This window comes from Streptomyces sp. BK340 (assembly GCF_007827595.1).
Lineage (GTDB): Bacteria > Actinomycetota > Actinomycetes > Streptomycetales > Streptomycetaceae > Streptomyces.
In genome coordinates, this window is the sequence record NZ_VISR01000012.1 from 1 (window position 1) to 19,190 (window position 19,190).

Annotated in this window: 18 protein-coding genes; 8 read left to right on the forward strand and 10 right to left on the reverse strand. The window is 72.9% G+C overall.

The features are described from left to right. Nucleotides 1-169 precede the first annotated feature (169 nt). A complete protein-coding gene (locus FB157_RS21480; protein WP_145882106.1) occupies nucleotides 170-802 on the reverse strand; it encodes a LysE family transporter in 633 nt (210 codons plus the stop codon). A gap of 294 nt (nucleotides 803-1,096) precedes the next feature. On the opposite strand from FB157_RS21480, the gene FB157_RS21485 reads away from it, so the two are divergent. After that, nucleotides 1,097-2,326 (forward strand): cytochrome P450, encoded by a 1,230-nt coding sequence (locus FB157_RS21485; RefSeq protein WP_145882109.1) that lies wholly within the window; start codon nucleotides 1,097-1,099, stop codon nucleotides 2,324-2,326. 12 nt (nucleotides 2,327-2,338) lie between these two features. Then, nucleotides 2,339-2,539, forward strand: coding sequence for a ferredoxin (locus FB157_RS21490; RefSeq protein ID WP_145882111.1), 201 nt, complete (start codon nucleotides 2,339-2,341; stop codon nucleotides 2,537-2,539). 426 nt (nucleotides 2,540-2,965) lie between these two features. On the opposite strand, the gene FB157_RS21495 is transcribed toward FB157_RS21490, so the two are convergent. Continuing rightward, entirely contained in the window at nucleotides 2,966-3,520 is a 555-nt protein-coding gene (locus tag FB157_RS21495) for a TetR/AcrR family transcriptional regulator (RefSeq protein WP_145882112.1), read from the reverse strand. A gap of 110 nt (nucleotides 3,521-3,630) precedes the next feature. Between FB157_RS21495 and FB157_RS21500 the strand changes: the two genes are divergently transcribed. Then, a complete protein-coding gene (locus FB157_RS21500) occupies nucleotides 3,631-4,089 on the forward strand; it encodes a nuclear transport factor 2 family protein (RefSeq protein ID WP_145882114.1) in 459 nt (152 codons plus the stop codon). A 9-nt stretch (nucleotides 4,090-4,098) separates the two neighbouring features. After that, nucleotides 4,099-4,632, forward strand: a complete 534-nt coding sequence (locus FB157_RS21505; protein ID WP_145882116.1) for a flavoprotein — start codon at nucleotides 4,099-4,101, stop codon at nucleotides 4,630-4,632. 24 nt (nucleotides 4,633-4,656) lie between these two features. On the opposite strand, the gene FB157_RS21510 is transcribed toward FB157_RS21505, so the two are convergent. After that, complete coding sequence (locus tag FB157_RS21510) at nucleotides 4,657-5,427, reverse strand: endo alpha-1,4 polygalactosaminidase (RefSeq protein ID WP_145882414.1); 771 nt, start codon at nucleotides 5,425-5,427, stop codon at nucleotides 4,657-4,659. 199 nt (nucleotides 5,428-5,626) lie between these two features. Here FB157_RS21510 and FB157_RS21515 point away from each other — a divergent pair, with 199 nt between their 5' ends. Beyond that, nucleotides 5,627-6,595, forward strand: coding sequence for an aldo/keto reductase (locus FB157_RS21515; protein ID WP_145882118.1), 969 nt, complete (start codon nucleotides 5,627-5,629; stop codon nucleotides 6,593-6,595). A gap of 22 nt (nucleotides 6,596-6,617) precedes the next feature. Here the strand turns inward: FB157_RS21515 and FB157_RS21520 are convergent, their stop codons facing one another. Further along, nucleotides 6,618-7,427 carry a phytanoyl-CoA dioxygenase family protein gene (locus FB157_RS21520; protein WP_145882119.1) on the reverse strand — a complete coding sequence of 270 codons (810 nt, stop codon included), beginning with the start codon at nucleotides 7,425-7,427 and terminating at the stop codon, nucleotides 6,618-6,620. A 69-nt stretch (nucleotides 7,428-7,496) separates the two neighbouring features. Here FB157_RS21520 and FB157_RS21525 point away from each other — a divergent pair, with 69 nt between their 5' ends. Continuing rightward, nucleotides 7,497-8,390: a helix-turn-helix domain-containing protein gene (locus tag FB157_RS21525; RefSeq protein WP_145882121.1), complete on the forward strand. Its 894-nt coding sequence runs from the start codon at nucleotides 7,497-7,499 to the stop codon at nucleotides 8,388-8,390. A 276-nt stretch (nucleotides 8,391-8,666) separates the two neighbouring features. Next, nucleotides 8,667-10,490 (forward strand): RICIN domain-containing protein, encoded by a 1,824-nt coding sequence (locus tag FB157_RS21530; protein ID WP_145882123.1) that lies wholly within the window; start codon nucleotides 8,667-8,669, stop codon nucleotides 10,488-10,490. Nucleotides 10,491-10,524: 34 nt separating this feature from the next. Here FB157_RS21530 and FB157_RS21535 read toward each other — a convergent pair whose 3' ends face one another. The 5 genes from FB157_RS21535 to FB157_RS21555 all read right to left on the reverse strand — a co-directional run bounded on the left by FB157_RS21535 (nucleotide 10,525) and on the right by FB157_RS21555 (nucleotide 16,072). Then, the gene (locus FB157_RS21535) at nucleotides 10,525-11,016 is read right to left on the reverse strand and encodes a universal stress protein (RefSeq protein WP_145882125.1); all 492 of its coding nucleotides are present in this window, start codon (nucleotides 11,014-11,016) and stop codon (nucleotides 10,525-10,527) included. 48 nt (nucleotides 11,017-11,064) lie between these two features. After that, on the reverse strand, nucleotides 11,065-12,318 hold the full coding sequence (locus FB157_RS21540) for an arsenic transporter (RefSeq protein WP_186581636.1): 1,254 nt from the start codon (nucleotides 12,316-12,318) through the stop codon (nucleotides 11,065-11,067). Between the two features lie 87 nt (nucleotides 12,319-12,405). Further along, complete coding sequence (locus tag FB157_RS21545; RefSeq protein ID WP_186581624.1) at nucleotides 12,406-13,647, reverse strand: hypothetical protein; 1,242 nt, start codon at nucleotides 13,645-13,647, stop codon at nucleotides 12,406-12,408. A 191-nt stretch (nucleotides 13,648-13,838) separates the two neighbouring features. Next, entirely contained in the window at nucleotides 13,839-14,525 is a 687-nt protein-coding gene (locus FB157_RS21550) for a DUF4232 domain-containing protein (protein ID WP_145882127.1), read from the reverse strand. Nucleotides 14,526-14,683: 158 nt separating this feature from the next. After that, a complete protein-coding gene (locus FB157_RS21555; protein WP_145882128.1) occupies nucleotides 14,684-16,072 on the reverse strand; it encodes a serine/threonine-protein kinase in 1,389 nt (462 codons plus the stop codon). Between the two features lie 47 nt (nucleotides 16,073-16,119). On the opposite strand from FB157_RS21555, the gene FB157_RS21560 reads away from it, so the two are divergent. Then, nucleotides 16,120-16,668, forward strand: a complete 549-nt coding sequence (locus tag FB157_RS21560; protein WP_145882130.1) for an RNA polymerase sigma factor — start codon at nucleotides 16,120-16,122, stop codon at nucleotides 16,666-16,668. 64 nt (nucleotides 16,669-16,732) lie between these two features. Here FB157_RS21560 and FB157_RS21565 read toward each other — a convergent pair whose 3' ends face one another. Then, nucleotides 16,733-19,108, reverse strand: coding sequence for a SpoIIE family protein phosphatase (locus tag FB157_RS21565; protein ID WP_145882132.1), 2,376 nt, complete (start codon nucleotides 19,106-19,108; stop codon nucleotides 16,733-16,735). Between the last annotated feature and the right edge of the window lie 82 nt (nucleotides 19,109-19,190).

The window sequence follows — 19,190 nt, forward strand, 5'->3', positions numbered from 1 at the left end:
GTCGGACCACCCGGGTACGCCCAGTACGCGGGTGCTCCTCCGCCTTGCGATGCACCGCACCGGACGCCGCGGCCTGATCCGACCTGATCCAGACGAAACCCCCTAGGTGTGCTGTCCGGGGAGCCTGACGACAGGACCTGGCGCACCCGTGTGCCCTGACCGACGGCGGTCACCCTGGTGTCACCGTCATCCGCACCGCCAGCGCCAGGATCACCCCGCTGGAGACCAGCGCCGTCAGCAACCGTCCCCGGCGGCCGGTGAGGAGGCGGCCGAGCAGGGCGCCGCCCCCCGCCAGCAGCAGCTGCCAGCTCGCGGAGGCGGCGAAGGCCGCCACGACGAAGACGGCCCTTTCCAGTGGCCGTACGGCGTCCGCGGTACTGGTGCCGAGCACCAGAGCCACGAAGTAGATCACCGTGACGGGGTTGAGGAGCGTGATCCCGAGAAGGCCGAGATACGCGCGGCCGGCGCCGGGAACCGGCCGCTCGGGGCGGGTGGTCCGGCGATGGGCGCGGTACTGGCGCAGGGCCAGGGCCGCGCCCCAGGCCGCGAGGGTGACGAGCACCAGGGCCGAGGCCCAGCGCAACGGGGTCAGCGCCGGCCGCAGCGATGCCGCCAGGGCCGATCCGCCCGCCGCGGCCACCAGTGCGTACAGGCCGTCGGCCGTGGCGACGCCGAGGGCGGCACAGGCGCCGGTGCGCAGCGAGGTGCGGGCGGTGAGGGAGACCAGGTAGGTCCCGACCGCGCCGACGGGAATCGCGATGCCGTAGCCGGCCAGCAGGCCGGCGAGGAGCGCGGCGGTCACGGGCGTGCGGGCTCGGGCCTCCGACGACGGCCGGGCTGCTGCTGGCCCCGCACCGGAAGGACGGTGGCGGCGGTCGGCGGCAGAATGGTGTCCATAAGCAACATGGGCAGATCCTCGGGCCGCCGGCTTCCCGGCGGCAAGCGAATTTCGGCGCGTTCCCGACCCCGGTGACCACACCCTTCGGCCAGATCGCACCGATCACCGATCTGGCCGAACTTGTCGTCGTCCCATAGGTGCCTGGGGCATCTAATGAAGATCGGCACGACGCACTTCTTTCGTCTGCGAGGTCTTTCCATGACGGAACTGACGGACATCACCGGCCCGGCGACCCCGGCCGAACCCGTCGCCTTCCCCCAGGACCGCACCTGCCCCTACCACCCGCCCACCGGATACCAGCCGCTGCGCGACGGGCGAGCCCTGTCCCGCGCCACCCTCTTCGACGGCCGCGAGATCTGGCTGGTCACCAGCCATGCCACCGCCCGCGCGCTGCTCGCCGACGGCCGCCTGTCCACCGATCGCAGCCGCCCCGACTTCCCGATCCCCACGGCCCGCTTCGCGGCCGTCCGCGACCGCCGGGTCGCGCTGCTCGGCGTCGACGACCCCGTGCACCAGCGGCAGCGGCGGATGATGATCCCGTCGTTCACCCTCAAACGCGCGACCGGGCTGCGGCCCACCATCCAGCGGATCGTCGACGGGCTCCTGGACGAGATGGTCGAGAAGGGCCCGCCGGCCGAACTGGTCTCCGCCTTCGCCCTGCCCGTGCCGTCCATGGTGATCTGCGGTCTGCTCGGGGTGCCGTACGCCGACCACGAGTTCTTCGAGGAGCAGTCCCGCCGGCTGCTGCGCGGCCCGACTGCCGCCGACACCCAGACGGCGCGCGAGCGGCTGGACGCGTATCTCGGCGACCTGATCGACCGCAAGGCACAGCAGACCGAACCCGGTGACGGTGTCCTGGACGACCTCGTCCACCAGCAGCTGAGCGAGGGCACGCTGGACCGGACCGAACTGCTCTCGCTGGCCGTCATCCTGCTGGTCGCCGGCCACGAGACGACCGCCAACATGATCTCGCTCGGCACCTACACGCTGCTCCAGCACCCCGACCGGCTGGCCGAGTTGCGTGCCGACCCGGCGCTGCTGCCCGCCGCCGTCGAGGAACTGATGCGGATGCTGTCCATCGCGGAGGGCATGCTGCGGGTGGCCCTGGAGGACATCGAGGTCGCCGGCACCACGATCCGGGCCGGCGAGGGCGTGCTCTTCGCGACCTCGATCATCAACCGCGACGCGTCCCTGTACGACGACCCCGACGCCCTGGACTTCCACCGCCCCGCCCGTCACCACGTGGCCTTCGGGTTCGGGATCCACCAGTGTCTGGGCCAGAACCTGGCCCGTGCGGAGCTGGAGATCGCCCTCGGTGCCCTGCTCCGGCGGCTGCCCGGCCTGCGGCTGGCCGCGCCCGCCGAGGAGATCCCCTTCAAACCCGGCGACACGATCCAGGGGATGCTGGAACTCCCCGTGACCTGGTAAGAGGCTCAGTCCATGCACATCGAGATCGACAAGGACGTCTGTATCGGCGCGGGCCAGTGCGCGCTGACCGCGCCGCGCGTGTTCACCCAGGACGACGACGGCTACAGCACGCTGATCCCCGACCGCGAGGACGGCGCGGGCGACCCGATGGTCCGCGAGGCGGCCCGCGCCTGCCCGGTGGGAGCGATCAAGGTGACGGAGCCGGCCGGCTGAGCCCGCACCGGCCTGTCCACCGGATCGTGCCGGAACCGCGGGGCCCGCCACGCCCTCCCGCATCGCCTGAGGAGTGCGGGGGTGCAGCCGCGTTGCCGCCGGTTGCGGATTCCCGACGCTCGCCCGCACTGCGTCAAAGGTGTGGCGAGCCCGTGGCCGCGTGGCCGCCGTTTGCCGGCTCCCCGCGCTCGGCTGCACTCGTGCGGACCCCCGCCCACTTCTGCCTCTGCCGATGAGGCGCCGTCGCCCGGGGCCGGCCTGATCCGCCCGGACAGGCCCGGCCCCAGGGCCTGTCCGGCAACTCCCGCCTGCCTTGCGGCGGCCGGCCGCCCGTTCGCCGCGTTGCCGAACCGCCCTCGTGGCGGAGTCACGTGGGCGCTCCGGCGCCTTGCGGTCGCACGCGCCCTGCGTGAAGTCGGACACGCCCTAACCGGCGGCAGCCATCAGCACCCGGGCCGCCTCGCGGGCCTCGGCCGCCGGCCGGGTGCTGCCGGTGACGCCCGCCGTGACCATGGCGCCCTCGGCCAGCAGGAACAGCGGGCCGGTCAGTGCGGCGGGCAAGTCCGCCCCGCTCACGAGCGAGGCGAGGTAGTCCCGGAACGCCTCCTTGTGCGCGCGCACCTGCTCCGCCACACGGGCCGACGTGGCGCCCAGTTCGCCGTACGCGTTGATCCAGGCACAGCCGCGGAAGCCGTCCTCGCCGAACCACCCTTCCAGCCAGTCGAACACGGCCGGGATCCGCTCCCGCGGGTCCGGCTGCCGTGTCACGTGCTCGGCGAGCCGCCCGCGCCAGCGCTCGTCCCGCCGGGCCAGATAGGCCTCGACGAGCTGTTCCTTGGTGGGGAACAGCTGGTAGAGGCGCTTGAGCGACACGCCCGAGGCGCCGCGCAGCTCGTCCATGCCCACGGACTGGATGCCCCGGGCGTAGAACAGGGCTTCCGCGGCGTCGAGCGCCTGGTCCCGGGCGACCGCGCTGTCCATGTGCGACCCCACTCCTTGACGAGAGAACGTGCGTTCTCCTACGGTAGCAGCCCATACGGAGAACGCTCGTTCTCCGGTGTCGTGCAACCCGTACAGGCCGAGGAGCCGCCATGACCGACCGCCCGCCCATGCCCCCCTTCACCCACGAGACCGCCGTGCGGAAGGTCCAGGCCGCCGAGGACGCCTGGAACACCCGCGACCCGCACAAGGTGGCGCTCGCCTACTCGGAGGACTCCGTCTGGCGCAACCGCGACACCTTCGTCACCGGCCGCGCCGAGATCGTCGAGTTCCTCACCGCCAAGTGGCACCGCGAGCGTGACTACGCGCTGCGCAAGGACCTGTGGTCCTTCGAGGGCAACCGCATCGCCGTCCGCTTCCAGTACGAGTGCAGGGACGCCGACGGGCAGTGGTGGCGCTCCTACGGCAACGAACTCTGGGAGTTCGACGAGCACGGTCTGATGACCCGGCGGGAGGCGAGCATCAACGACCTCCGCATCGAGGAGGACCAGCGGCGCATCCACGGACCGCGGCCCGAGGCCGAGCGGGGGCTGACCTTCCCGCTTCAGTAGGGTGCCCGGATGACCGAACAGGACCGGAAGCCCTTCCTCTATGTCGTCGTCTGCGCGGCCGGGATCGCCGTCGGCGTCAGCAAGCTGATCACCGCCGCCCAGGAGCGGGGCTGGGAGGTCGGGGTCATCGCCACACCGGTCGCCATGGGCGGCTTCTTCGACACCACCGCCGTCGAGGCGCAGACGGGCCGGCCCATACGGTCCGCCTGGCGGTCACCGGCCGACCCGCGCCCGTTCCCGCCGCCGGACGCCGTGGTGGTGGCCCCCGCCACCTTCAACACCGTCAACAAGTGGGCGGCCGGACTGGCCGACACCCTCGCCGTGGGCACCCTGTGCGAGGCCGCCGGGCTGGGTGTGCCGATCGCCGTCCTGCCCTGTGTGGCGGATGCGTTGGCCGCCCACCCGGCCTACCGGGACAGCCTGATCCGGCTGCGCGGGATGGGTGTCCGCTTCGGTGAGCCGTACTCCGGCATGCCCGAGGAAGGCGGCGGGCGGCCCGAGTTCCCCTGGGAGAGCGCGCTGGACCTGCTGGAGCGGCCCTGAGGGACGGCGGGCCGCTGCGGCGCGTCACCGCACCTTTCGGACGTATTCCGGCTTGCCCGGTGTGGAGACGTCCACGTCCCGGCGGACGATGCTCAGCCGCTCGCCCCAGCGGGCGACGGCCTTGCGCAGGCCGCTGTCGGTGTACTCGATGTCCACGACGCGGTCGTCGAACGCCTTGGCGTACACCTCGCACTCGTCGTACTGCCCGCACTCCTCCGCGACCGCGAAGTCCAGCCCGGCCTGCTGCCGCCGCCCGGCCAGTTCGGCGGTGTTCTTCTGCCCGACGGCCAGGTTCAGGCCGTGTGCGTGCCGGGAGATCAGGCGCATGAACGCGGTCGCGTCGGCGGCCGTGAGCAGATGGTGGGACCGGGTGTAGCTGTCGTAGTTGTCGGGCTCGACGGCGTCGTAGCCCTTCTTCGCACAGCCGTCGATCCACTGATTGACCCGATCCGCCACGCGCTTGCGCCGGGCCGGGGTGCGCAGGTCGAGCAGCGGCTCGTGCCAGTCCTCGTCGATGACGACCTTGCCGTGGCCGTCCCGCAGCAGCAGGTCGGCGGGCCAGGAGGAGCGCTCCTCCGGCTGGGCCTGGAAGGCGTTGACGTAGCAGATGTTGTACAGGCCCGGCGCCGGGGAGTCGGAGCGGTCGCGGCTGACGATCCGGACGCCGGCGGGCGGGGGGTAGCCGCCGCCGATCTGGTAGTCGAAGCCGGCGTGGCGCGGCGGCAGGCGTACGGCGGGCTTCCCGGGCCGCTCGTCGGGCGCGCTGCCCGAGTCACAACCCGTCAGGGCCGACATCGCGACGGCGACGGCGAGCAGTGCGGTGCCGGCGGTCCTCCCGGGACCTGGGACACGGGAGACGCCTCTGGTGGGCACGTCCGCTCGTTCGATCACGTGTCAGGATCCAATCGTCCGCGCGACGTCGCAGTCAAGTCGGCGCCGGAGCACGCCGTACGCTCCTGAGTGACCATCGCCCCGGAAGGCAGGAGCAGTGACGATGCAGTACGTGAAGCTCGGTTCGACGGGCCTGGACGTCTCGCGGATCTGTCTGGGCTGCATGACCTACGGGCTGCCCGACCGCGGTGTCCACGAGTGGACCCTCGACGAGGAGGCGTCCCGGCCGCTGATCCGGCAGGCGCTGGAGGCGGGCGTCAACTTCTTCGACACCGCCAACGTCTACTCCGACGGCACCAGCGAGGAGATCGTCGGCAAGGTCCTGCGTGAGTACGCCGACCGCGACGAGATCGTGCTGGCCACCAAGGTCCACGGCCGGATGCGGCCGGGTCCCAACGGGGGCGGGCTGTCCCGCAAGGCCATCATGTCCGAGCTCGACCACAGCCTGCGCCGCCTCGGCACCGACTACGTCGACCTCTACCAGATCCACCGCTACGACCACGCCACGCCCGTCGAGGAGACGATGGAGGCGCTGCACGACGTGGTCAAGGCGGGCAAGGTGCGCTACATCGGGGCGAGTTCGATGTACGCCTGGGAGTTCTCCAAGGCCCAGTACACGGCCGAGCGGCACGGCTGGACCAAGTTCGTGTCCATGCAGAACCACTACAACCTGCTCTACCGCGAGGAGGAGCGGGAGATGCTGCCGCTCTGTGCGGACCAGGGTGTGGGGGTGCTGCCCTGGAGCCCGCTGGCCCGCGGCCGGCTCACCCGCGACTGGGGCACCGTCACCGAGCGCAGCGCCCAGGACAACTTCGGCAGCCGGCTCTACCTGGAGAGCGACCGCTCGATCGTCGAGGCCGTCACCCGTATCGCCGCCGACCGGGGTGTCCCGCGCGCGCAGGTCGCCCTCGCCTGGCTGCTGCACCAGGACACGGTGGCCGCACCGATCGTCGGCGCGGCCAGGCCGCAGCACATCGAGGACGCGGTGGCCGCCGTCGAACTGGAGCTGAGCGACAAGGAGATCGAGGAACTGGAGGAGCCCTACACCCCGCGCGCGATCAGCGGCCACTGATCCTCGACGGGCCCCCTGCTCCTCAATGCGGTCCGTGCGGTGCGAACTCCGTGCCGCACGGACCCGCACCCTCGCTGCCCGGAAGCGGGACCCGCGCACCGGACATGGCCAGCGTCCGGTAGTAGACCCCGATGCGCTCGGCCGAACGGCCCACGTAGTGCCCGATGAAGGAGCGCCGGAAGCGGTCGGCGCTGCGGTTGGGCCCCGAACCGTGCACCAGGCTGCCGTTGAAGAACAGTACGTCGCCCGGTGCCATGTCCACGGGCACCGGAGCCAGCCCGGGCGGCGGCGGGACGTACTCCCGGGCGAACGACAGCTCCTCGTCGGCCAGTTCGGGGCAGAACAGATCCATCCGGTGCGTGCCCGGCACGACTTCGAGGCCGCCGTTGTCCCGGTCGATGACGTCACAGGCCACCCACGCGGCCACACAGGTGCCCGGCTCGACGCGAAGATAGAAGTTGTCCTGGTGCAGCGCCTGGCCCCGGGCGCCCGGCGGCTTGAAGTAGAACATGCTCTGCGCGGCGAGTACCTCCTCGCCGAACAGCACCTCCAGCACCGCCCGCAGCCGGGCGTCCAGCAGGAACTCCCGCGCCGGCGCGCTGAACTCGTGCGGCTGCATCACCCGGGGATGCCTGCGCAGCGGGTCGGGGTCCGCGGGCCGCGGCTCGAAGTGCCCGGGGACCGGCCCGGCCGCCTGCAGCGCCGCGAAGCCGTCGCGCAGCCGCTCGATCTCGTCGTGTCCGAACAGCCCGCGTACGACGGTGAATCCCGCCTCCTCGAACTGCCGGCGCAGTGTGTCGAGCCGGATGCCGCCGTTGTCCGTGGCTGTCATGTGTCCGCTCCTCGTCCGCCGGTCACCTGCCTGCCACGCTAGGGCGACGCGCCTTCACGGAGGATGCCCATGCACGCTGACGGACTGCCCGGGACTGCTGCCGGCGACCCGTCGCCGCCACCGGGCCTGGTGGTGACCGGGCGCTACGACCAGGGACCGGGGTACGGCGTGGACCGGCCGCGGGGGTCGGACAGTTGGCTGTTCACCTTCACCACGGGCGGGCGCGGCACGTTCCGCCAGGGCGACGCGCGTGCCGAGGCGGCCGCCGGGCATCTGGTGGTGCTCGCCCCGGGGGTGGCCCACCGCTACGCCGTGGCCTCCGGTGCTCCGCACTGGCGGTTCTGGTGGGCGCACTGCCAGGCCCGGACGTCCTGGGCGCCCTGGCTCGGCCCGTACGCCGTCGCCGACGGTCTGTACGTCGTCGCCCCCGTCCCCGCGGGCCTGCACGGGCGCATCGAGGCCGCGTTCGGCCGGATGCTCGCCGACGCCCGCCGGCCCGCGCCGGGCACACCGCCCGAGGCGGCGGACCCGGTGGCCGTGGCCCACGGCAGCCTGGCGCGGGAGCTGGCCCTGGGCGCGCTGGAGGAGGTCGTGCTGCTCGCTGCCTCGGGCGCCCGCGAGCCGGCACCCGAGCCGGGCGACGACACCCGCGTGCGACACGCCGAGGAGCTGATCGCCGCCGACCCGGGCGCGCCGCACACCGTCGCCTCGCTCGCCGGGGGCGTGTCGCTCTCCCCGTCCCGGTTCGCCCACCTGTTCACCCTGCGGACCGGCAGACCGCCCATGCGCGCCCTGCGTGAGGCCCGGCTGCGGCACGCGGCACGGCTGCTGGAGGCCACCGACCTGACGGTGGAGCGGGTGGCGGCCGCGTCCGGGTTCCCGAGCCCCTTCCATTTCAGCCGTGTCTTCCGCGAGCGCTACGGAGTGCCGCCCGGCGCCTATCGCGCGGGGGAGCGGTCGTAATGCACGGCAAAGGCGCTCATTGACGAATGATCAAATAGCCGCTTGTCGACGCAATGTTTAAAAGTGAGAGATCTCTTGTTCAATGACGTCGGCCTGTGCGAAAGTGTGCGCTGTCGGCGTGTAGGCAATTACATTTCCTGCTGCATGCGCCAGGCCGCTCCCGTTCGCCCCCCACGCTTCAAATGAGCAGCCCAGGCGGACGTTCGGGATGCCGAATCCCAATTCCGTACCCTTGGTACGGACTAATTCCCGTGTCGCGCCCGGAGGAACGCAGCCGTGAATGACGCAGGCCGGTCGGATTCCGCCCCAACCGCCCGTCGGTTCGACGTCTCGGACGAGCAACTGAGTGCCGAACTGAAGAAGTGGACGGGAACGACACCCGCGCTCCACCCGGTCGGTGAACTCCTGGACCGGCACTGGGAAGCGGCCTTCGCCTACGCCCGGTTGTGCACCGAGGGACCGCGCGCCGCAGGCATGCTCACCACGGCCGCCTTCACCCGGCTCTTCGGCGAGTCGCTCCGTCAGGCGGGCCCGTCCGCCGCCTGGCGCCCGCATCTGCTGGTCACCGTCCGCCGGATCGCGGCCGAGTGGGACGGCGACGGCCGTCAGGAACTCCTCCACCCCGCGCTGCGGGCGGACACCGGCAACGGGGAGCGCGTGGCCGCCCGTCTGCTGCCGCCGTCCGGCCGGCGACTGCTGTCCCGCGCGTTCCAGCGGCTGCCCCAGTCCGCCCGCGCGGTGCTGTGGCACATAGAGGTCGAAGCCGAACCCCTCGCCGTCCCCGCCGCGTTGCTCGGCCTGGACGACGAGGAGACCCGGGTCGAACTGCGGCGCGCCCGCGAACGGCTGCGCGAGGAATGCCTCCAGGCCCACCGTGAACTCGCCCCCGAGGCCGAGTGCCAGCGCTACCTGCGCATGCTCGACGTGACCTTCCGCCGCGGCGGGATCGACGTCGACCCCGACCTGCAGCAGCATCTGTCCGGCTGCCGGCACTGCAGCCAGACCGCCGACCAGCTGGCCCAGTTCAACACGGGACTCGGCCTCGCACTCGCCGAGGCGGTCCTCGGCTGGGGTGCCCACGCCTACATGGAATCCCGGGCGGCCCGCACCGAGGAGACCACCGACCCGGCCCCGGACCCCGTACCGGCCCCCTCGGTTCCCCTGGGCGGTGAGGCCTTCGCCCCCGTGGCATCCGCGCCCGCCACCCCCGCCCCTGCCGACGCGCCCGGCCGCTCCCGCCGTTCCGCGCACCGGGCGGCCCGCCGTGTCCGGCGCCGCAATCTCGCCCTGGCCGTCGTCACCGTCAGCGGCCTGGTCGTCCTCCCGCTGGTCCTGTGGTCGGTGCTCGGCTCGGGCGACGACCGGACCCCGGCCCCCGGCGGCACGCCGTCCCGGGTGCCGGGCAAGGGCTCCGCCAGGCCGGGTCCGTCCTGGGCCGGTACGAGCGGCACCACCAAGGGCGTGCTGCGCGGCCGGCTGCACAACCTCGCCTCGGGGCTGTGCGTGGGCGTCGTCGGCAAGAAGGCGGTCGAGGGCGCGGAGACCGAGCTCACCGACTGCTCCTCGGAGGCGAGCCAGCAGTGGTCGTACGAGACCGACGGACTGCTGCGCAACGCCTCCGCCCCGGATCTGTGTCTGGACTCCCACCTCGGCTACTCCGTGCGGCTCGCCCCCTGCTCGGTCACCGGTGCGGCCGCCAAGGACATCCGCTACGACTTCACGCTCCAGGGCGCCCTGGTGCCCCGCTCGGACCAGGACCTGGCGCTGACCCCGGCCGCGACCGACGGCTCCGGCGCCCTCGTCCTCAAGAACCGCGCCGCGAACCCGGCCCAGCGCTGGACCGTCGACACCGCCAAGCCGGACCTGCAGATGGAAGTCGTCAACTGGGACACCGACAACACCACCGCGCCACCTCCGTCGGCCAGGTCCACTCCCAAGGCCTCGGCGACCCCGTCCCCGGCGTCCACCCCGACCGCGTCCAAGTCCAGCCCGGCGCCGTCGAGTTCCCCCACGCGCGACTACTGCTCGGTCTACCCGGACTACTGCGACTGGGGCGGTGGCGGCGGCTACAACGGCGGCACGGGCGGTCACCACCGCTGAGCGCCGCCCGGCCGCAGCCCGCCCGCGGTGCGGCTCAGTGGTGGTGCGACGGCGGGGGAGGGATCGTCCCGAGGCCCGGGGCCGGTTCGGGCCACACCAACAGCACCGGGCAGGGCGCGTGGTCGACGGCGAACCGGACGGCCGGGCCCAGGCTGTGCGGGCCGAGCCGGGAACGGTCACCGTCCCGGGCCAGCACCAGCAGATCGGCCCCGTCGGCCGCGGCCACCACCTCCCGCTCGACACGCCCCGCCCGCTCCTCGCAGGTGCACGGGCGCCCCAGCCGCTCGGCCGCCGCGGCCAGGAGTTCGGCCGCCGAGCTGTCACCGAGCGCCTCCAGGCGGCTGCCCGGGTCGCGTTCGGGATGGCCCCGGCCGAGGAGCCCCGCGTACGCGCCGTGCGCGACCCCGGGCACGTCCGGACCGGTCACATGCAGCAGCACCACCTCGGAGGCGTGCGGGGCGTGGTCGCGTACGGCGTCCACACAGGCGGGCCAGGTGCCCTCGACGAGCCAGGCGATCACACGCATCCGGTCGGCCTCCCTCGGCTCTCGGAACCCTTCGGAGAAGGGGAACCCTCAGAAAATCTGCAGGGACCCCCACAGTGCCACCACCGACACGGCCAGCGCGGAGGGCACGGCGATCAGGCCGAGCCGGGTGAACTCCCCGAGGTCCACGCCGTGCTCGTGCTGGTGCACGATCCGCCGCCACAGCAGGGTGGCGAGCGACCCGGCGTAGGTCAGGTTCGGGCCGATGTTCACCCCGAGCAGGACGGCGAGCACCGCGCCGGAACCGGCGGGAGCGGCGAGCGGCAGCAGCACCAGCACCGCGGGCAGATTGTTGATGAGGTTCGCGAGGACGGCGGCCAGAGCGGCCGTCCCGAGCAGTGCGGGCAGTCCCGTGCCGCCGGGCAGGACGTGTCCGAGCGCGTCCGCGAGCCCGTTGTCGACGACCGCGCGCACCACGATGCCCAGCGCCAGTACGAACGCCAGGAAGGCCGGCGCCGCCGCCCGTACGACGGTGACAGGAGTCGCCTTCCGCCGTACCAGCGCCCGCCCGGCCAGCACCAGCGCCCCCGCGGCGGCCACCCACGCGGGGTCCACCCCGAACGCCGACGCCACCACGAACCCCGCCAGCGTGCAGCCGACGGTCACCAGCGCGAACAGGGGCAGCCGCGGCGCCTCGCCGGTGTCCCGGGCCGCCGGGGCCGCCGCGGTGAGGTCACGGGCGAAGAACCGGCGGAACACCAGGTACTCGGCGCCGATCGCCACCAGCCACGGCAGCGCCATCAGCGCCGCGAACCGGGTGAAGGTCAGCCCGCTCGCCGCGAAGGCCAGCAGGTTCGTCAGGTTGGATACGGGCAGCAGCAGCGACGCCGTGTTCGACAGATGCGTGCAGGCGTACACGTGCGGCTTCGGCCGTACGCCCGTTCGCGCGGCCGTCGCGAAGACGACCGGGGTGAGCAGCACGATCGTGGCGTCCAGACTGAGCACCGCCGTGATCGCCGACGCCAGCGCGAACACCGCCGCCAGCAGCCGCACCGGGCGGCCCGCCGCCCATCGGGCCATCCACGCCCCGCACGCCTGGAACAGCCCCTCCAGATCGCAGAAGTGGGCGAGCACCAGCACGGCCGCCAGGAACCCCACCACCGGCCCCAGCTGTTCGACCTCGGTCCGGGCGTGGTCCGGCGAGATCGCCCCGGTGGCGACGGCGATCCCGGCGGCCGGGACGGCCAGTACCGCCTCCGGCCACCCGAAGGGCCGTACCACCGCCCAGGCGAGCACGGCGGCGAGCAGCACGGCGGACAGGGCTTCGAGGAGCGGGGTGTTCAGGGCGGGTCCTCCGGATCGATCAGATGGTGCCCGCCCATGAAAACATCGGATGGTGGCCGCCCATGAAAACAAACGCCGGAGCGCGGACTAGGAGGACCGGGTGCCCGCCGCGCCCAGGAACTCGTCCCAGCCGCCCACCGGGGCCTGCCCGGGCGACAGCGTGCGCAGTTTGCGCAGCACCGCCGGGTCCTGGGCCTCCAGCCAGGCCACGAGCTGCTTGAAGGACACGAACCGGACCTCGTCGTGCTCGGCCATCCGGCCGATCGCCTCCTCGACGGCGTCCATGTAGATGCCGCCGTTCCAGCGCTCGAAGTGGTTGCCGATGAAGAAGGGAGCGCGGTTGGTCTCGTACGCGCGCCGGAACCCGGCCAGGTAGGTGTCTCTGGCCTGAGCGCGCCAGGCGTCGAACCGGGTGCGATCGCCCAGGGGGTTCCCGCCGGACTGGTTGAACATCATGTTGTAGTCCATCGACAGCACTTGGAAGGAGTGGCCGGCGAAGGGTATGGACTGCAGCGGGAAGTCCCAGATCCGGCCGCCCTGCACCTTGCCCGGCCAGATCTGCAGGCCGCCGGGGGAGCTGGCGTCGTACTTCCAGCCGAGCGCGGCCGCGGTCGGCAGCAGGTTGGTCTGCCCCTCCAGACAGGGGGTGCGGCCGCCGGTCAGCTCCTTGCGGTAGTCGAAGGGCAGCGGTTCGAGGTCGGAGAAGCCGGTGTTCGTCTTCCACTTCGTGACGAAGTCGATCGCCTGCTCGATCTCGCTGCGCCACTCGGCGGGCGACCAGTTGCGCACCCCGGTCGCGCCGCAGAAGTGCCCGTTGAAGTGGGTGCCGATCTCGTGGCCCTCCAGCCAGGCGGCCCGCACCTGCTGGATGGTGGCGTGGATGTGCCGGTCGGCGAGGTAGCCGATGTCGGACGCGCCGACCGCGTGCCGCGGCGGCCGGTACAGCTCCTTCTTGGCCTCCGGCAGCGTGTAGATGCCGCTGAGGAAGAAGGTCATCTTGGCGCCGTGGTCGGACGCGACCTTGCGGAACCGGGTGAACAGCTTGTTGCTCAGCTCACCGGCGCCGTCCCAGGAGAACACCACGAACTGCGGCGGCTTCTGGCCCGGCTTCAGCCGGACCGGCTTCGGCTGGTGCGGCTGCGGGCCGGTGTCGGCGGTGGATCCGTCGCCGATGGGCTTGGCCGGCCGGGCCTGCTCGGTGCCCTTGCCGTACGCCGGGTCCTTCTCGCCGACGGACAGCCCGCCGGCGGTGGAGCAGGCGGACAGGGCCCCGAGGGCGCCCGCGGCCGCCCCCGCCGTCAGCACCCGCCTGCGTGAAATGCCGCTCATGTTCTTCCCCGGTTTCCTCGTCGCGGCTCCCTGCGGAGCCTTCTCGCTGTGCGGTCGACGGGTTCGATGAGGGGTCCTCGCGGAAAGATCGCGGCGGCCGGGACGTGTTGCCGTCCTGTGACACTTGTGGCGCGCTCATGACGAACCCCGCTGTCCGGGACCGGACAGCGGGGTTCTCGGAGGGGCTTCGGTCAGGCGCCGGTACCGGAGTTGAAGACGGTCAGGAAGACGGAGGATGAGTTCCCGGACACCGGGACCGCTCCGGCCGTCCACGCCACCTTCAGCGGGTCCCGCTCGTCCGGCGGGGTGACCACCAGGGTGGCCGGCGTGGCCGTCTTGGCGCCGCTGATCTCCGGGTTGGAGAAGGTCAGGCCCGCCCAGGCGCTCTGTCCGGGCCGCAGGGTCACCGTGACCGGCGAGCCCCCGGACCGCTTGGGGTCCGGGCCGAGCTGGGTCCCGGAGGCGTTCACGAAGGCCGCGCCCGGATAGCCGCGCACGGTGCAGGTCCGGGCGGACTTGTTGGTGAGCACGATGGGGAAGTTCTCCTGGCCGGCGCCCGGGTTGTTGCTGCCGACGGCGGCACGCAGCTCGGAGGTGTGGCACCGGGCGCTGCCGCTCTGGGTCGTGGTGCCGGTGCCGGAGGAGGCGGCCTTGCCCGGGGTCGCGGACGCCGTGCCGCCGTCCGGTGTCGAGGCTGCGGCGGACGTGCCGGACGAGGGTGCACCGCCCGTGGTCTCGGTCGCCGGAGCCGCGGTGCCCGGCACCGTCTGGGGTGTCGAGTGGGTGTCGTTGCTGCCGCAGGCGGTCAGGAGGCCCAGTACGGCCGCCGTGCCCGCGAGCAGGGCCCCGCGCTGCAATGACCGGGATGAGTACGCCATGTCGCTCAACACTCCTGGATGTTCGTGGCACGCGGCTGCCGCGTGCCTTCGGCGCCGGGTGCGCCGTCATCACACTGCGATGCCCGGGCCACCGGAAAAGTTCGGGACTCGCAGGCTTCTTTTCCCCGATTTGACCCCGCCCGACCTCGTGCGTCGTGTCAGGTGACCCGCAGGGAGCGGATTATGGCCTCGGTCGCGTCGCTGTCACCCTGCCGGCGTACCTGCACGTACACCTGTGGCCCGGTGGAGCCGTCCGCCGGGCGGAGCGCGGACTCGGTGACGGAGCCGCCGTCCGGACAGGTGTCCCAGGTCCGGATCAGGCCGCGCCAGCGGGCGCCGGTGAAGGTGCGGCTGCCGGTTTCGCGGCAGCCGGAGTGGGCGAGGGTCTTCACCCGGGCGGTGACGTCGCCGTGCTCACTGACCCCGAGGAAGACGCCGTCGACCGCGGCCTTGAGGTCGGACCAGTGCGCCACGTCGTCGGCGACCACCAGGCCGGGCTCGTGCCCCGCCGGCAGCCCGAGCGCGTGCGGATCCCAGCCGGAGCCGCGCACCTGCCGGGCCCAGGCGGCCGGCACCTGCACGGCGACCCGGCCGGTGGAGTCCTTCACCGTGGACTGTTCGGCGGTGTCCGGCCGGTGGAGCAGCACGGTGACGGTGACGGCGGCGGCCCCGGCGGCGAGTACCGCGGCCAGCACGAGCGACCCGGTGCCGAGCCGGCCCCGGACGCCGTCGAGCCGCCTGCCGTGCCGGACGCCGGAGGCCGCCGCCAGCCGCTCCAGTTCGTCCGCGAACGCGTGTGCTCCCGGCCAGCGCCGCTCCCGGTCCGGCTCCAGGGCGCGCAGGAGCACCCGCTCCACGTCCTCGCCGAGGTCCGGCCGCAGCCGCCGCGGCGGTACCACCCTGCCCGGCGGCCCGGGCACGGTCCCGGTGACCAGCTCGTAGCCCACCGCGCCCAGGCTGTAGACGTCGGCGCGGGCGTCGATACCCTCCCCGGGTTCGGCCTGTTCCGGCGGTTGATAGCCCGCCGAGCCCGCCGCGAGCGTGAGCACCGAGGCCTGTGCGAGGCTCTTGGCCAGCCCCAGGTCGGCCAGCAGCAGTCGCCTCTCGCCGTCCGGGGCGGTGTGCAGCAGCACGTTGCTCGGCTTGATGTCGCGGTGGACGATGCCCGCCTCGTGCAGCGCGGCGGCGCTCCACGCGGCCTGCGCGGTCAGCACGAGCGCCTGGGACACCGGCAGCGGGCCGGCCGCCAGCAGATCGGCCAGGGTGCCGCCGTCGGCGTACTGCATCACGAAGTACGGTCTGCCGTCCGGCAGTTCACCGATGTCGTAGACCTGGACGACCCGGCTGGAGCCGGCCCGGCGCAGCAGCCGGGCCTCGGACAGGAAGCGCTCCCGGACGTCGAGCCGGTGGGCCCAGTTCTCGGCGAGCACCTTCACCGCGACCAGGGCGTCCAGCTCGTCGTCGTGAGCGAGCCACACCGTGGCGAAGGCGCCGGTGCCCAGGGTTCGTTCGAGGCGGTAGCGGCCGATCCGCTCCAGGGAGTGCATACGACTATCATGCCTGCCCTGAGATCGACTTCGAGGGGGACCCTGACGTGCAGGATGGGGTGACGGCCGAAGACCTCGCCCGGCGTGCCGCGGCGGGCGACCGAGCGGCCCTGGACCGGCTGCTGACCGAGCTGCGGCCCGAGGTGGTGCGCCGCTGCGGGCGCTTCCTGCCCTGCCGGGAGGACGCCGAGGAGGCCGCCCAGGACGTACTGCTCCAGGTGGCCCGGCACATCTCCGCCTTCGAGGGCCGCAGCCGCTTCAGCACCTGGCTCTACACGGTCGTCGCCAACTGCTGCCGGCAGAAGTACCGCGAGCTGAAACGCCGGTCGGCCGAGCAGCCCGTGGTCATCGAGCCCGCCGAGCACATCGACCCGCGCACCACCAGCGTCATCGCGGGCTCCCGGATCGATCTGCTGGAGGCCCTGGACCGGCTGGAGCGCGAGCACCCGCACCTGGTCGCGCCCCTGGTCTACCGGGACATCTGCCAGCTGGAGTACGCCGAGATCGCCGAGCGTGTCGGCATCCCCCTCGGCACTCTCAAGTCCCGGCTGCACGAGGCCCGCAAACTGGTACGGCCCTGGCTGCGGGGCTACTGAACCACTGCTTCCGCCTCCTGGTCACCGGCCCCCTGCCACTGCGCCTGCAGACCTCCGGCAGCGGTCACCGGTCCTCGTCGAGCAGCGACAGCTCCGCCCAGATCGTCTTGCCCTCGGCGGTGTGCCTGCTGCCCCAGCGCTGGGTGAGCTGGGCGACCAGCAGCAGCCCGCGGCCGCCCTCGTCGAAGGTCTTGGCACGCCGCAGGTGCGGGGCGGTGTGGCTGGTGTCGGACACCTCGACGATCAGCGTGACGGGGTCGTGGATCAGCCGCAGCCGTATCGGGTGGGCTCCGTACCGGATGGCGTTGGTGACCAGCTCGCTCACCACCAGCTCCGCCGTGAACCCGACCTCGCTCAGCGACCAGCGCTCCAGCTGCTCCAGGACCTGCTTGCGGATCGGTGCGACCAGTGCCGGATCGGCGGGGATGTCCCAGGTCGCCACCTGGGAGGAGGCCAGCCCCCGGGTGCGGGCCAGCAGCAGCGCCACGTCGTCGGCGGTGCCGCCCGGCGGCAGCAGCGCCTGCAGGATCTGGTCGCAGGTCTCGTCCAGCGAGTCCGCGTAGGCCCCCAGTGCCTGGAACAGCTCCTGCCGGCCGGTGTCCCCGGCCCGGGACACCACCAGACCGTCCGTGTACAGGGCGAGGACGGTGCCCTCGGGGAGCCCCACCTCGGCCGACTCGAACGGCAGCCCGCCCAGGCCCAGCGGGGGACCGGCGGGCAGGTCCAGCTGGCGCGGCTCGCTGCCCGGCATCAGCACCACCGGCGGCGGATGCCCTGCCCGGGCCAGCGTGCAGCGCCGCGACACCGGATCGTAGACGGCGTACAGGCAGGTGGCGCCGACCTCGCCGGGGCTGCCCTCGCCGCCGGACTCCTCCGACAGCCGGACCACCAGGTCGTCGAGGTGGGTGAGCAGCTCGTCCGGGGCCAGGTCGATGTCGGCGAGGGTGCGTACGGCGGTGCGCAGCCGGCCCATGGTGGCCGAGGCCTGGATGCCGTGCCCGACGACGTCCCCGACGACCATCGCGACCCGCATCCCGGACAGCGGGATCACGTCGAACCAGTCGCCGCCCACCCCGGCCCGGGCCGCCGGCAGATAGCGGGAGGAGGCCTCCAGAGCGGCCGTGCGCGGGAGCGTGCGGGGCAGCAGGCTGCGCTGCAGCGCGAGGGCGGTCTCGCGCTCACGGGAGTAGCGGCGCGCGTTGTCGATGCAGACGGCGGCCCGGGCGGTGATCTCCTCGGCCAGCAGCATGTCGTCGTCGGTGAACGGCCCCGGGCTCCGGTGCCGGGTGAGGACCGCCACCCCGAGGGTCAGCCCGCGGGCCCGGATCGGCACGGACATCGAGGAGTGGATGCCGAAGTCCCGCACCCGGTCGCCGCGCACGCTGCTCCAGGTGAGCCACTGGTCCATGTCGCCCGCGGCCACCGTGGCCCGGATGGTGCGGCCGGCGGTCAGCGAGTCCGCCTGCGGGGAGAAGTCCGGGTACACCTCGGTCTGCCCGGGCTTGGCGACCGCCTCCGGAATGCCGCGCAGGATCGACTGGTGCGCGACCCGGCGCAGGTTCACCGGGGCCGTGACGCGCGCCGGGGGCTCGCCGCCGTACTCCTGCGGGTCCAGCAGGTCGATGGTGACGAAGTCGGCGAGCGCGGGCACGCACACGTCCGCCAGCTCCTGCGCCGTACGGGTGACGTCGAGGGTCGAGCCGATGCGCACGCTGGCCTCGTTCAGCAGCTGCAGCCGCTGCCGGGCCCGGTAGTTGTCGGTGACGTCGTGTGCCGCCAGGCACACGCCCCGCACCCGGCCCTCGTCGTCGGTGACCGGCGCCATCCGGGCCAGCCAGGCGTGCGCCCGGTCCTCGCCGCCGGTGCGCATGAGGGTCTCGATGTCCAGCGGGCGGCCGGTGGTCAGTACCTGGAGCATGTTCTGCTCCAGCTCCTCGCTCTGCTGCTTGCCGCCGATCTCGGCGACCCTGAGGCCCCGCACGCGCTCCTCGGGCAGTCCGATCACCTCGGCCATGGCCTCGTTCATCCGGCGCAGCCGAAGCGCGTCGTCGTACACGGCGACGGCACACGGCGACTGGACCAGTCCGGCCCGGGTGAGCGGATCGTCGTCGGTGCCGGGGTCGCGGCCGGTCAGCGGGGTGACCACGAGCCAGTCGCCGCGGTGCCCGTCACCGGGCGGGCGGCGGTGGGCGAGCAGCCACACGGAGACCGTGCGGCCGTCCCGGTGGCGCAAACCGACCGTCCCCTCCCAGCGTCGGCCGGAGGGCGTGACCAGGGAGTCCTGCCCGGCCAGCAGCAGGGTCGCGGGGCGGCCCACGACCTCGTCGGCCGGGTGGCCGAGCAGGCGTCGCGCGCCCTCGTTCCACTCCACCAGCGTTCCGTCGTCGTCGATGACAGCCCGGGCCGTGGCCGCATCGTCGAACGGATAGACCCGGCTCATCGTCGCCGCTCCCAAGCGCACACTCACAGTGAACAGGTGGCACCACTTGCGTTCCAGCGTAGTGCGTCGCGCACCCCCGTGG

Excerpts from the sequence above, each read along its gene's own strand:
- FB157_RS21485 (WP_145882109.1), top strand. The coding sequence starts at position 1,097 with ATGACGGAACTGACGGACATCACCGGCCCGGCGACCCCGGCCGAACCC.
- FB157_RS21490 (WP_145882111.1), top strand. The coding sequence starts at position 2,339 with ATGCACATCGAGATCGACAAGGACGTCTGTATCGGCGCGGGCCAGTGC.
- FB157_RS21495 (WP_145882112.1), bottom strand. The coding sequence starts at position 3,520 with ATGGACAGCGCGGTCGCCCGGGACCAGGCGCTCGACGCCGCGGAAGCC.
- FB157_RS21500 (WP_145882114.1), top strand. The coding sequence starts at position 3,631 with ATGACCGACCGCCCGCCCATGCCCCCCTTCACCCACGAGACCGCCGTG.
- FB157_RS21505 (WP_145882116.1), top strand. The coding sequence starts at position 4,099 with ATGACCGAACAGGACCGGAAGCCCTTCCTCTATGTCGTCGTCTGCGCG.
- FB157_RS21510 (WP_145882414.1), bottom strand. The coding sequence starts at position 5,427 with ATGTCGGCCCTGACGGGTTGTGACTCGGGCAGCGCGCCCGACGAGCGG.
- FB157_RS21515 (WP_145882118.1), top strand. The coding sequence starts at position 5,627 with ATGCAGTACGTGAAGCTCGGTTCGACGGGCCTGGACGTCTCGCGGATC.
- FB157_RS21520 (WP_145882119.1), bottom strand. The coding sequence starts at position 7,427 with ATGACAGCCACGGACAACGGCGGCATCCGGCTCGACACACTGCGCCGG.
- FB157_RS21525 (WP_145882121.1), top strand. The coding sequence starts at position 7,497 with ATGCACGCTGACGGACTGCCCGGGACTGCTGCCGGCGACCCGTCGCCG.
- FB157_RS21535 (WP_145882125.1), bottom strand. The coding sequence starts at position 11,016 with ATGCGTGTGATCGCCTGGCTCGTCGAGGGCACCTGGCCCGCCTGTGTG.
- FB157_RS21545 (WP_186581624.1), bottom strand. The coding sequence starts at position 13,647 with ATGAGCGGCATTTCACGCAGGCGGGTGCTGACGGCGGGGGCGGCCGCG.
- FB157_RS21550 (WP_145882127.1), bottom strand. The coding sequence starts at position 14,525 with ATGGCGTACTCATCCCGGTCATTGCAGCGCGGGGCCCTGCTCGCGGGC.
- FB157_RS21555 (WP_145882128.1), bottom strand. The coding sequence starts at position 16,072 with ATGCACTCCCTGGAGCGGATCGGCCGCTACCGCCTCGAACGAACCCTG.
- FB157_RS21565 (WP_145882132.1), bottom strand. The coding sequence starts at position 19,108 with ATGAGCCGGGTCTATCCGTTCGACGATGCGGCCACGGCCCGGGCTGTC.